This is a genomic window from Mycobacterium sp., from assembly GCF_046330795.1.
GTDB lineage: Bacteria > Actinomycetota > Actinomycetes > Mycobacteriales > Mycobacteriaceae > Mycobacterium.
This window is the reverse complement of the sequence record NZ_JAXLSA010000001.1, coordinates 360,356-372,795: the sequence shown is the minus strand read 5'-3', so window position 1 is coordinate 372,795 and position 12,440 is coordinate 360,356. Positions and strand designations below refer to the sequence as shown.

12 protein-coding genes are annotated in these 12,440 nt (G+C 69.0%); 6 read left to right on the top strand and 6 right to left on the bottom strand.

The annotated features are described in order from the left end of the window. Nucleotides 1-85 precede the first annotated feature (85 nt). On the bottom strand, nucleotides 86-910 hold the full coding sequence (locus U0R18_RS01805; protein WP_526365347.1) for an acyl-CoA thioesterase: 825 nt from the start codon (nucleotides 908-910) through the stop codon (nucleotides 86-88). Nucleotides 911-961: 51 nt separating this feature from the next. On the opposite strand from U0R18_RS01805, the gene U0R18_RS01800 reads away from it, so the two are divergent. Beyond that, the gene (locus U0R18_RS01800; RefSeq protein ID WP_526365345.1) at nucleotides 962-1,315 is read left to right on the top strand and encodes a hypothetical protein; all 354 of its coding nucleotides are present in this window, start codon (nucleotides 962-964) and stop codon (nucleotides 1,313-1,315) included. On the opposite strand, the gene U0R18_RS01795 is transcribed toward U0R18_RS01800, so the two are convergent. Further along, a complete protein-coding gene (locus U0R18_RS01795; RefSeq protein WP_526367359.1) occupies nucleotides 1,312-2,214 on the bottom strand; it encodes a dienelactone hydrolase family protein in 903 nt (300 codons plus the stop codon). The genes U0R18_RS01800 and U0R18_RS01795 overlap by 4 nt on opposite strands. Nucleotides 2,215-2,244: 30 nt before the next feature. Between U0R18_RS01795 and U0R18_RS01790 the strand changes: the two genes are divergently transcribed. The 4 genes from U0R18_RS01790 (at nucleotide 2,245) to U0R18_RS01775 (ending at nucleotide 7,268) form a co-directional block, all read left to right on the top strand. Next, complete coding sequence (locus tag U0R18_RS01790; protein WP_526365343.1) at nucleotides 2,245-3,141, top strand: SDR family oxidoreductase; 897 nt, start codon at nucleotides 2,245-2,247, stop codon at nucleotides 3,139-3,141. A gap of 87 nt (nucleotides 3,142-3,228) precedes the next feature. Next, nucleotides 3,229-5,019 (top strand): N-acyl-D-amino-acid deacylase family protein, encoded by a 1,791-nt coding sequence (locus U0R18_RS01785; RefSeq protein ID WP_526365341.1) that lies wholly within the window; start codon nucleotides 3,229-3,231, stop codon nucleotides 5,017-5,019. After that, nucleotides 5,009-5,491, top strand: coding sequence for a nuclear transport factor 2 family protein (locus U0R18_RS01780; RefSeq protein WP_526365339.1), 483 nt, complete (start codon nucleotides 5,009-5,011; stop codon nucleotides 5,489-5,491). The genes U0R18_RS01785 and U0R18_RS01780 overlap by 11 nt, the downstream gene beginning before the upstream one ends. Before the next feature lie 13 nt (nucleotides 5,492-5,504). Then, complete coding sequence (locus U0R18_RS01775; protein ID WP_526365337.1) at nucleotides 5,505-7,268, top strand: N-acyl-D-amino-acid deacylase family protein; 1,764 nt, start codon at nucleotides 5,505-5,507, stop codon at nucleotides 7,266-7,268. 186 nt (nucleotides 7,269-7,454) lie between these two features. Here U0R18_RS01775 and U0R18_RS01770 read toward each other — a convergent pair whose 3' ends face one another. From U0R18_RS01770 to bfr, 4 genes are read right to left on the bottom strand one after another with little or no spacing between them, the layout of a single operon-like run. Continuing rightward, complete coding sequence (locus U0R18_RS01770; protein ID WP_526365335.1) at nucleotides 7,455-8,792, bottom strand: type I glutamate--ammonia ligase; 1,338 nt, start codon at nucleotides 8,790-8,792, stop codon at nucleotides 7,455-7,457. A 9-nt stretch (nucleotides 8,793-8,801) separates the two neighbouring features. Next, nucleotides 8,802-9,296 (bottom strand): carboxymuconolactone decarboxylase family protein, encoded by a 495-nt coding sequence (locus tag U0R18_RS01765; RefSeq protein ID WP_526365333.1) that lies wholly within the window; start codon nucleotides 9,294-9,296, stop codon nucleotides 8,802-8,804. Beyond that, a complete protein-coding gene (locus tag U0R18_RS01760; RefSeq protein ID WP_526365331.1) occupies nucleotides 9,293-11,407 on the bottom strand; it encodes an MDR family MFS transporter in 2,115 nt (704 codons plus the stop codon). Before U0R18_RS01760 ends, U0R18_RS01765 begins: the two co-directional genes overlap by 4 nt. Nucleotides 11,408-11,453: 46 nt before the next feature. Continuing rightward, a complete protein-coding gene (bfr, locus tag U0R18_RS01755; RefSeq protein WP_526365329.1) occupies nucleotides 11,454-11,945 on the bottom strand; it encodes a bacterioferritin in 492 nt (163 codons plus the stop codon). Between the two features lie 301 nt (nucleotides 11,946-12,246). Between bfr and U0R18_RS01750 the strand changes: the two genes are divergently transcribed. Next, nucleotides 12,247-12,438 carry a (2Fe-2S)-binding protein gene (locus tag U0R18_RS01750; protein WP_526365327.1) on the top strand — a complete coding sequence of 64 codons (192 nt, stop codon included), beginning with the start codon at nucleotides 12,247-12,249 and terminating at the stop codon, nucleotides 12,436-12,438. Nucleotides 12,439-12,440: the final 2 nt, after the last annotated feature.

Genomic DNA, 12,440 nt, shown 5'->3' with positions numbered 1-12,440 from the left:
TTCGGGCTCCTGTTCTTCCCGGGGCCGCGGGAGTGCAAGCCCGTCAGGAGGCGGGATTCCCGGGGAGCGGCCGGTCAAACCCGTCTCATCGCGCGGGCGGGAAGTACATCTCCTGCTTCACGGTGCACACCAGTGCACCGTCGCGGTTGAACATCTTTCCCGCCGCCACGGCCAGGTGATCGGCGCTGCTCGGTGACGACTGGTCGTAGAGCAGCCAGTCGCTCAGATCGGCCGGACCGTGGAACCACACCGAATGGTCGCGCTGCGCCGACGACCCGAACGTCGGCCGGGCCGCAAATGCGGGTTCGGTCAGCGTCACCGCCGACAGATAGGCGACCAGGCAGGCGTGCAACATCGGGTCGTCGGGCACCTCACCGTCGGGGCGCCACCAGATCAGCGACCGCGCCGGCGGAGCCGTGCCGGCCTCGACGATGCGCCGCTGGAACCACCGCAGACTCGCCCACTTTCCTTCGCTGGCTTCCGGGGACTCGGCGAAATGCGGTGGCACATAGGGCAACTCGCCGGCAGCCGGCGCAAGTGGCATGGCCGGCTGGTATTCGACGTCCGACGCGACGGTGGACGCGGCCCTGAACGACGACATGGCCTCCAGCAGGACCGTGCCGCCCTGTCGGGCGGTGGTGCGGCGCGCGGAGAATGTTCGGCCCTCCTGCAGGTCGACCACCTCGAAATCGACCGGCCGGCTGGCGTCGCCGGGCCGCAGGAAATAGGTGTGCACGCTGTGCGGCGAGCGTCCCGGCGCGGTGTGACTGGCGGCCATCAGGGCCTGCGCCCCGAGGTGACCACCGAGGATGTGATTGTCCGGTGCCGACAGTTGGGTGCCGACGAAGAAGGTCGCATTGACGCGCTCGAGCCGCAGGGAGGCCAGCACGTCGGTCAGTGAGGAAGCCATCGAGCAGGGATCTTGCCGCAACCCCGTACCCTCGCCGTCAGGAGGTGCGTCATGGCCATCAACGTATTCCAGGGACCGGGGCGGCGGGCCGTCACCGCATTCAACGCGGGTGCGCTCGCACTGGCCGGCGCTCCCGTGGTGGGGCGCTTCGTCAGCCGCTACATCACCACCATCACCTACACCGGGCGCAGGTCCGCGCGCACGTTCACCCTGCCGGTGGGATACCGCCGCGACGGCGACGTGGTGACGATCCGGGTCGAGCTCGCACAGCAGAAGACGTGGTGGCGCAACTTCTCCGGCGCCGGCGCACCGATGAGCATCGAACTGGACGGCACCGTGCGACACGGGCATGCGGTGTCGCGGCCGGAGGGCAAACGCGCGGTCGTCACCCTCCAACTCGACTAAACCAGGTGCGCGCCGAACCAGTCCTGTAGGCGGCGCCAGGCGTCGGACGCGGCGGCCGGGTTGTACCGCGGACCCGTGTCGTTGAAGAAGGCGTGGTCGGCGCCGGGTTCCACGATCAGTTCGTGCACCATCCCGGCGCGCTGCAGGGCCATCTGCGCGGCCGGCCGGGTCGCGTCCACCCGGGCGTCCAGCTCACCGTAGAAGCCGAGCACCGCGGCCTGTTTCGAACCGTCGAAGTCCGGCTGGTCCGGTGCGGGTCCGTAGAACGGCACGGCCGCGTCGATCCGCGGCTCCCCCGCGGCCAGCAGCTGCCAGGTCAGACCCCCGCCGAAGCAGAACCCGATCACGGCCGTCTTCTTGCCCGGCACCCGGCGGTCCAGTTCGTCCAGGCCGGAGCGCAGGTCGGCGATGAAGCGCTCCGGCGGGGCCTTGCCCAGCGCCGCGGTGGCCTGCGCGGGATCGGCGAACGTCGCGGTGCCGCCCTCCTCGGAGAGCAGGTCGATGGCCAGCGCCGAATAGCCGGCGCCGGCCAACCGGCCCGCCACCGACCGGACCCAGTCGTTCAGACCCTTGTTCTCGTGGATCACCAGCACACCCCCGCGCGGGTCGGCCGCCGCGGCCCAGGCGCCCTGGAGTTGGCCGGATGGGCCGGCCCAGGTGATCGCCGTCGTGGGCACGGCGTGTTCCATGCCGGGTGCGTCGGCCGCCGATGTCGGGGTACCGCTGCCCGCGGGCGGGGAGCTGTTATCACCCTTGGCGCAGGCGGCGATCAATGTCGTTGCGGCAGAAGCGGATACGCCGAGCAGAGCCAGCCGCCGCAACGCTTCGCGGCGGGACAGCAGCCCGTCGGCGTGATCGGTCGCGATCTCTTCGGCGATGTAGCGCTGCAGCGGGGTCACCTTCTCGAGTATGCCTGCATACTCGGTCACATGGCCGAGCCACCGGACCGGGACGCCCTGCGCGGGAAGATCGCCGTCGTGGCGGGCGCCACCCGCGGTGCGGGCCGCGGGATCGCGATGTCCCTCGGCGAGGCCGGCGCCACCGTCGTGTGCACGGGTCGCAGCAGCGTCACCGGCAACGCGCGCTCGGACTACGACCGCCCGGAGACCATCGAGGAAACCGCCCGACTGGTCGACGAACTGGGCGGGATCGGGGTGGCCGCCGTGGTGGACCACCTGGTGCACGACGAGGTGGGGCAGCTGGCCCGGCGCCTGGAGGCCGACTACGGCCACGTCGACATCCTGGTGAACGACATCTGGGGCGCCGAGCTGCTCAAGGGTCCGCCCAGCCAGTGGAACACCCCGGTCTGGGAGCACGACCTGGACACCGGCCTGCGCATCCTGCGACTCGCGGTCGAGACGCACCTGGTGACCTCGCACTACCTGCTGCCGCTGCTGATCCGCCGGCCCGGCGGCCTGCTGGTCGAGATCACCGACGGAACCGCCGCCTACAACGCCGAGAACTACCGAATCTCGGTGTTCTACGACCTGGCCAAGGTCGCGGTGAACCGGCTGGCCTTCTCCCAGGGCCATGAGCTGGCACCGCGACAGGGCACCGCCGTGGCCGTCACGCCGGGGTGGCTTCGCTCGGAGATCATGCTCGAGCATTACGGCGTCGCCGAGGGCAATTGGCGCGATGCCGTCGAGTCGGCGGGTCCGGGCTGGCTGGACTCGGAGACGCCGCGGTTCGTCGGCCGCGGGATCGCCGCGCTGGCGGCCGATCCCGGCCGGTCGCGCTGGAACCAGCGCTCGGTGACCGCCGCGGATCTGGCCCGGGCGTACGGTTGCACCGACGTCGATGGCAGCCAGCCGGACTGCTGGAAATAGCCTGTTCAGCGGGCTAGTGAACACAAATATAAATCTGTTCACTAGATTCGTTGACTCCGTGAGCTGGAACAGGTTCTATGGACGGTTGTGAGCTTCGACACGATCATCCGCAACGGCCGCTGGTTCGACGGCACCGGCGCGCCGTCGGCCGTCCGCGACATCGGCATCGCCGACGGCCGGGTGACCGCGGTAGCCGTCGGCGGCCAACTCGAGGCCGGGACCGGGACCCGCGTCATCGACGCCACCGGCAAATGGGTGCTGCCGGGCATGATCGACATCCACACCCACTACGACGTGGAGGTGTTGGTAGCACCCGCGCTGTCCGAATCGCTGCGCCACGGCGTCACCACCGTCCTGCTCGGGTCGTGCTCGCTGTCGACGGTCTACCTCGACGGCACCGACGCCGGCGACATCTTCGGCCGCGTCGAGGCCATCCCCCGCGAGCACGTCATCGCCGCGGTCGAGGACAACAAGACCTGGTCGAGCCCCGCCGAATACATCGCCGCGCTGGAGGCCCGCCCGCTGGGCCCGAACCTGGCGGCCTTCCTCGGCCATTCCGACATGCGTTCGGCCACAATGGGATTGGACCGCGCCACTCGGAAGGATGAGCGTCCCACCCGCGTCGAACAGGCCGCCATGGAGCGCATGCTCGCCGACGCCCTGGACGCCGGATTCATCGGGATGTCCTCGCAGCAGCTGCTCTTCGACAAACTCGACGGCGACGTCTGCCGATCCCGCACCCTGCCGTCGACGTACGCCAAACCGCGCGAGCTGCGTCGACTCAAGTCCCTGCTGCGCCGCAGCGGGCGGATCCTGCAGTCCGGGCCCAACATCGAGAACCCGCTGAACCTGCTGTCCCAGCTTGCGCAGTCGGTCGGGTTGTTCCGCAAGAACCTCAAGACCAGCCTGCTGTCGGCGGCCGACGTCAAGTCCAACCCGCTGGCCATCAGGATCATGGGACCCTCGGCGCGGGCGGTGGGACGGCTCGGCGGGGATTTTCGGTGGCAGCACCTGCCGGTGCCGTTCGAGGTGTACGCCGACGGCATCGACCTGGTGGTGTTCGAGGAGTTCGGCGCCGGCGCCGAAGCCCTGCACCTGCGCGACGAGGTCGAGCGCGACGAACTGCTGCGCGACCAGGCCTACCGCCGGCGGTTCCGCAAGGACTACGAGAGCAAGTTCGGCGTGCGGGTGTGGCACCGCGATTTCTTCGACGCACAGATCGTCGACTGCCCGGACGCCTCGGTGATCGGCAAGACCTTCGGCCAGGTCGGTGTCGAACGCGGCGGCGTGCACCCGGTGGACGCCTTCCTGGACCTGGTGGTCGAACACGGCCGCGCGGTGCGCTGGCGCACCACGATCTCCAACCACCGGCCCGAGGTGCTCCGGCAGATGGCGGTCGAACCCGGCATCCAGATGGGCTTCTCGGATGCGGGCGCGCACCTGCGCAACATGGCGTTCTACAACAGCGGGCTGCGGTTGCTACGACACGTGCGCGACGCCGAGCGGGCCGGCCGGCCCTTCATGAGCATCGAGCACGCGGTGCACCGGATGACGGGCGAACTCGGCGACTGGTACGACATCGATGCCGGGCACCTGCGCGTGGGCGACCGCGCCGATCTGGTGATCGTCGACCCGGAGAAACTCGACCAGCGCCTGGACGCCTACGCCGAGGACACCGTGCCCGAGTACGGCGGGATGAGCCGGATGGTCAACCGCAACGACGAGACCGTCAGCGCCGTATTCGTCGGCGGCCGGGCGGTCTGCCTGGACGGCGCGCCCACCGAGGTGCTCGGCCGCGAACGCACCGGCAGTTTCCTGCGGGCCGGTCGCCCGACCCCCGCCCCCAGCACCGAGGGAGAGCTCGCTGATGTCGGTTGAGGCCCAGTCCGTTGCGGCACAGCGGGATACAACTGTTCGCGAGGTGGTCCTCGGCATGTGGCAGGCGCTGTCCGACCGGGACTGGGACCGGCTGGTGACCTACCTGGCCGACGATTGCATCTACCTGGACATGCCGGTCGGGCCCGCCGCGGCCGCACGGGGTCCGGCGGATATCGTCAAACGCCTGAAGATCGGGCTGGAGCCGCTGGCGTCGTACGAGAACTTCCCCGGCCTTATGGTCGACGACGGCTGCGTCGTCATGTACGAGCACCATGAGGAATGGCATTGGGCCACCGGCGAATCCGCGGTGCTGCAGTTCGCCACGGTGCACCGGGTGGAGAACGGCCGGATCACGCTGTGGAAGGACTACTGGGACATGGGAGCGCTGGCCAACTTCGCTCCCCCGACCTGGTTGGAAGACTTCGCGAAAGCCGACATGTCCTGGGTGTTCGACGCCACCGGACTGGTCTGAGAGGGACGAGCACATGTATGACCTGACCATCACCGGCGGCACCGTCATCGACGGCACCGGGGCCGACCGCTACCGCGCCGATATCGGCATCAAGGACGGCCGCATCGCCGACATCCGCCGGGTCACCGGTGACCACCCCGGTCTGACCGAGGCCGCCTCGGCCGCCACCGTGGATGCCACCGGACGTTTCGTCGCACCCGGCTTCGTCGACGTGCACACCCATTACGACGGTCAGGTCAGCTGGGACGCAACGCTGGAACCGTCGAGCCTGCACGGTGTCACCACCGTCGTCAGCGGCAACTGCGGTGTCGGGTTCGCGCCGGTGCGCCCCGGCAAGGAGCAGTGGCTCATCGAGCTGATGGAAGGTGTCGAGGACATCCCCGGCAGCGCCCTGGCCGAGGGCATCACCTGGCAGTGGGAGAGCTTCCCGGAGTACCTCGACGCGATCGAGAAGCGGGAACTGGCCGTGGATTACGGCACCCAGATCGCCCACGGCGCGGTCCGCGGTTTCGTGATGGGTGAGCGCGGCGCCCGCAACGAGGAGGCCACCGCGGACGACATCGCGGCGATGGCCCGCCTGGTGCAGGAAGGCGTCGAAGCCGGTGCGCTGGGCTTCTCGACGTCGCGCACCGAGGGTCACCGGGCGCTGGACGGCCGGCCGGTCCCCGGCACCTACGCCGCCGAGGCCGAGCTGTTCGGGCTGGGCCGGGCGATGGCCGCCGGTGGCCGCGCGGTGTTCGAGGTCGCCCCGCAGGGCACCGCCGGTGAGAGCCCGGCCGATGCCTGCATGCGTGAGATGGATTGGATGACAAAGCTTTCCGACGACATCGACCGGCCGGTGTCGTTCACCATGATCCAGGCGTCACATGCGCCCGATCTGTGGCGCCAGCAGCTCGAGCGGGCCGAGAAGGCCCAGGAGAACAGCATCCAGCTCTACGCGCAGGTCGCCGCCCGGCCGTTCGGGATGCTGCTGGGCTTCCCGGGCTATCACGCCTTCACGCATCGGCCCACCTTCCGCGCGGTGCTCGCGGAGGGCCGCGACGGGCTGGGCACGCGGTTGGCCGATCCGGCGATCAAGGCGGCGATCCTGTCCGAGACCGATCTGCCGACCATCCCCGGCGCCATGCTCGACGGCATGTTCGCACTCGCCCAGCACGCCACCGACCGGATCTACGCGATCGGCGACCCGCCCGACTACGAACCGACCCCGGACATGACCGTGGCCGCCATCGCGGCCGCGCGCGGCCAGGATCCACTGTCGGCGATGTACGACCTGATGCTGGAATCCGATGCCGGCGCCATGTTGATGCTGCCGTTCTTCAACTACGCCGACGGCGACTGCGGAGCCATCTACGAGATGCTGCAGAGCCCGGCCGGCGTGTCGGGCCTGTCCGACGGCGGCGCGCACTGCGGCCTGATCTGCGACGCCTCCTACCCCACCTTCCTGCTGACACACTGGGCGCGCGACCGTCACCGCGGGCCGAAGTTCTCCCTGGAGTACGTGGTCCGCAAGCAGACGATGGACACCGCAACGCTTTTCGGGCTGTCGGACCGCGGGGTGATCCAGGTGGACAAGAAGGCCGACCTCAATGTCATCGACATGGACGCGCTGCGCCTGGGCGTACCGAAGATGGTCCACGACCTGCCCGCCGGCGGCCGCCGGTTGCTGCAGGGCGCCATGGGGTACGACGCCACCATCGTCAACGGCGTGGTGACCCGGCGCAACGGCGTCGACACCGGCGCCCGGCCGGGCCGACTGGTCCGCGGAGTGCGTTAGCCCGCCGGTGCACTGAATACGCCGAAACGTACGTTTCGGCGTATTCGTTCGAGAAGATCGCGCTCGTTCGTCGATCTCGACAAACCCGTCGCCCGCGAGGCGTACACCGAGATCCACGAAATGGCGCGCCGCACTCGGACTTTTACGCCGAAACGTACGTTTCGGCGTGGTGTTCGGCCAGACCGGTCACAGGCTCCAGGCCATTCTGAACCTGTCCGTCAGTGCCTCGGGGGTCAGGGATCCGTACGTCTGCTGTTCGTACCGCCGCACGCCGAGCGTCACGTCGACCGGTTGATCACCGAGCAGCCGCCGCATCGACTTCGAATCATTCAGGGCGGCAAGGACATCGGTCTGCCGGTCGGGCAGCAGCCGGGTGCCGGCGGCGGCGCGCTGCGCCGCGGTCTGCAGCGCCGGGTCGATGGTGGTCTCCGGCGGCAGCGCCGCGGCGCGTTCGATCCCGTCCAGCGCCAGCGCGAGGATCACCGCGCTGGCGTAGTACGGGTTGGCCGACGGGTCGATGATCTTCACCTCGACGTTGGCGCCGTGCGGATTCGCCGGGCCGCCGACCAGGAATCGCACCGCCGCTTCCCGGTTCTCGACGCCCCAGCACGCGTAGGCACCCGCCCAGTGGCCGGGCTGCATGCGTAGCCCGGACACGATGGATCCGGACAGGAACGCCTGGGCCTCCGGCAACCCGGCCAGCACACCGGCCAGCGCGGCCTGCCCGTCGGCGGTCATCCCGTGCGGCCCGGATCCGCCCGAGAACAGCGGCACGCCGGATCGGGACAGCGAGAAGTGTTGGTGTGCACCCGATCCGACGAGACCGAAGAACGGGACCGGGGACAGGCTGACGCCCAGGCCGTGGCGACGCGCCACGCGGGAGATCAGGATGCGCATCAGCACCAGGTGGTCGGCGGCGGCCACCGGCGGCTGCGGGCGCAACGAGAGCTCGAACTGGTTCCGTCCGTATTCGGGGTGGAACTGTTCGATCCCGACGCCGGCGTCATCGGCCGCGGCCAGCAGTTCGGTGACGAAGCCTTCGCGTTCCAGCAGACCGGTCAGCCCGTACTGGGTCCACGGTCGCGACGGCAGCGGGCCGCCGTCGGGTGCGACGAGGACGAATTCGATCTCGTGTCCCACCGCGGCATCCAGACCGGCGCCGGCGAGCCGGGCCGCCACCCGTGTCAGCGTTCCTCGGGCGCAGGCGGGAATCGCCTCGCCGTCCTGGCCGACGAATTCGCCGGGCGCCCAGGCCAGTCCGTCGCCGATGCCGTGCAGTGCGCTCAGGTCGATGCGGATGCGCTGGTCCCCGACCACGCCGATGTCGTCGGAGAAGACGATGCCGGTCTGGTCGATGGCGAACGCGTGGAAGACCGGGCTGGCTCCCAGACCGGGGTTCGCGAATGCCCGGGCCCGCGCGATGGGCACCGCCTTGGCGTGCGTCAGACCCGCCGGGTTGATCACCGTGCCGAGGACGGCCACGACGCCGGCCGCCTCGAGTTCAGCGAGGGAGGCGCCGGGCATGGCCGTCGGTCAGCCGCGGCTGGGAATGGTGATCTTGCAGGTCTGGCCGACGTCGAGAGTGCGCAGCATCCGGCCCATACCCACCCACATGGCGCACGACAACGCCAGGTCGGCCAGCAGTTCGTCGGAGAAGTGCTCGCCGCAGCGCGCCCAGAAGTCCTCGTCGTCGCGCAGTTTGGTGTGTTCGGTGCCGAACCGGTGCGCGAACTCGGCGGCGATGCGCTCCTGCTCGGTGAACCCCGGCCAGCTGCGCCAGTCGTCGGCGTGCGCGTAGAGCTCCTCGTCCACCCCGGCCGCCGGGCCGTCGGCGTCGCGGGTATTGATGCAGACCTCGCACTCGTTGTCGTGCGCGATCACGATGCGCGCCAGTTCCCGCACCCGCATGGGCAGCCGGTTCTTGTTGTAGACCGCCTGGGAGTAGGCCGCCATCGCGGTGCCGATGTCCGGCGATTTCAGGATCCAGCCGGCCACGTCGTCGTCGGGGAAGTCACCGATTCGGCTCATGGCGCTGATCGTAACGGTGCGGCCGCTCCCACCAGCCCACGATCGTCGAACCAATCGCGCTGGACCAGCATCCGGCCGGCGATGCGCAGCAGCGCGTCGTGCACCTGGTCGCGGTCGGGTTGCCCGGCGAACGACGGCGATCGGGCGAGCTTGTGGGTGAGGCGGTCGACGATCACGGCGGTCACCGCGTTGACCTGACGCAGCCCCGCCGGGGTGAGCTGCAACTGGTCGCCGGCGCGCCGGGCGTACCCGCGGGCCACCAGCCGATCGAAGGTCGGTTCGATCACCTCGACCGGCACCCGCAGCCGGTCGGCGATGCCGCTCAGCAGTGCCCTGCCGAAAACCTGTTGGTGGCGCCAGATCTGGATCAACGACCACAGCAGCGCGACGTCGAGCCGGCTGCCCGGCTGGGCGGCCAGGCTGCGCAGCCGGATCTCCGGTGAGTCCCGGAACATGCGGCCGACGGCCACCTCGAGCATCTTCTCCGACGACTCACCCACCGGCATGCCGAAACCCTCGCCCAGGTCCGTCGGTGACATGGCCTCGGGCTGGCGCAGCGGCACCTCGCGCAGGAACAACGCCACCACGAAGCCGAGCAGCGCCACCGGCGCCGCGCACAGGAACACCGTCGCCAGGGCGTCCGAGTACGCGGTGACGATCGGGGCGGCCATGTCGGCGGTCAACTGGTGCAACGCCTTCGGCGATCGGGCGGCCTCCGCGGGCGCACCGGAGATCGCCAGGGCGGGCCCGATCCGGTCGGTGAGGAAGTTGGTGAACAGCGAGCCGAAGATGGCCGCGCCGAACGAGCTGCCGATGGTCCGGAAGAAGGTGACGCCCGAGGTCGCCACGCCCAGGTCCGAGAAGCTGACGGTGTTCTGCACGATCAGCACGAGCACCTGCATGCACAGGCCGATTCCCGCACCGAGCACGAACAGGTACAGCGACTGCCGCAGCGTCGAGGTGTCCGGATCCATCCGGGACAACAGCACGAACGCCAGCGTCATGATGGCGGTACCCAGGATCGGGAAGATCTTGTAGCGGCCGGTCCGGCCCACGATCGAACCGCTGCCGATCGACGTGATGAGCATGCCCACCACCATCGGCAGGGTGCGCAGGCCGGAGACCGTGGCCGAGACGCCGTCGACGAACTGCATGTAGGTGGGCAGGAACGTCATGGCGCCCAGCATCGCGAACCCGACGATGAACGCCAGGATGCAGCACACCGTGAAGACGGGGTCGCCGAACAGCCGCAGCGGCAGGATCGGTTCGGCGGCCCGCAGCTCGACCCGAATGAAAATGCCCAGGGCCACAACCGAACCCGTGAACAGGCCGAGAATCGTCGGTGAGGTCCACGGGTATTCGGTGCCGCCCCAGCTGGTCGCCAGCGTCAGGCCGGAGGCGGCCAGGCCGATGAACACGATGCCCGCGGTGTCGATCACGGGCCGGGGCGCGCCCGGCGTACGGCCCAGGGCCGGGATCGCCGTCATGGCGACCACCAGGACGACGACGGCAACCGGGATGTTGATCCAGAAGGCCCACCGCCAGGTCAGGTGGTCGGTGAAGAATCCGCCCAGCAGCGGGCCGATGACGGTGGTGACGCCGAAGACCGCGCCCAGGGCGCCCTGGTACCGGCCACGGTCGCGCATCGGGATGACCTCGCCGATGACCGCCATCGCCGTCACCATCAGTGCGCCGCCGCCGACGCCCTGCAGCGCGCGGGCCCCGACCAGCATCCCCATCGAGCCGGCCAGCCCGCACAACACCGAACCCAGCAGGAAGAACACCACCGCCGCCTGGAAGACCGTCTTGCGACCCAGCAGGTCGCCCAGCTTGCCGGCGATCGCGGTGGCGATGGTCGAGGCCAGTAGATAACTGGTGACCACCCAGGACTGGTGGCCCGCTCCCCCGAGGTCGGCAACGACGGTGGGCAGGGTGGTCGCGACGATGGTCTGGTCGAGCGCGGCCAGCAGCATGCCGAGCAGCACCGCGACGAAGATGACGTTGCGGCGCTGCGCGGTGATCAGGGCATCGGGCTCGCGGGCCCCGGTCGTCAGCCGATCGGTGCTCAGGTCGTCGGTGCTCGGGTCGTGGGTTTTCAGGTCACTGCGCATACCCGTCTATCGACGGCGACACCCATTTTGTTAGCCCGGCTAGCGATTAGCCTGAGCCACCACCGGGCGGACGGGACACACACTGCGCCGAGTAGAGCTCCTCGCCCAGCTTCTCCATCAGCTGCAGCTGGGTCTCCAGGTAGTCGATGTGACCTTCCTCGTCCTTGAGGATGGCCTCGAAGATGTTGGCGCTGGTGGCATCGCCCTTTTCGCGGCACATGATGATGCCGGGACGCAGCCGCTCGACCACCTCGTACTCGACGGCCAGGTCGGCCTCGAACTGCTCACGAAGGGTCTGGCCGACGCGCAGCGAGAACAGCCGCTGGTAGTTGGGCAGGCCGTCGAGGAGCAGGATGCGGTCGGTGATCCACTCGGCGTGGTGCATCTCCTCGAACGACTCTTTGCGGGTGTGCTCCGCGAGCTCGGTGAATCCCCAGTTGTCCTGCATCTTCGAGTGCAGAAAATATTGGTTGATCGCGGTGAGCTCACTGGTGAGTTGCTCGTTGAGCAACTTCAGAACATCGGGATCGCCCTGCATGGCATCTCCTCTGGCAAACGGTGCGGGCTCGGTGGTCGGACGGTTGGAAAATCCGCGCGGACGTGGGCTTACAGATTCCGCCGCGTTCGAACAATCTAACCCCATCGACCCCGGAACGGGCGGGCTGGACACAACAATTTCGCCCCGGCTGGCAAATAAATTTGGGTAGGTAAGGCTCACTATGGCATGGCAGCTAGCCTTAACATTCGGGTGAAAGTTAGGTTAGACTCAACTAATCATCGCCGATTGTGGTGGTGAGCTCTGATGATCGACGAACACTCCAGCGAGGAGGCTGCCGCCGTTGTACGTGTGTCTGTGCACCGGAGCCACCAGCCAGTGCGTCGCCGATGCCGTCGCCAAGGGTGCCTGTACGTCCAAGCAGGTCGCACAGGCATGCGGGGCGGGCACCGACTGCGGTCGATGCCGTCACACCGTGCGCGCCATCATCGAGTCCGAAGCCGCCAAGCTCACCGCCGTCGGGCAGGCCAGCTAGCG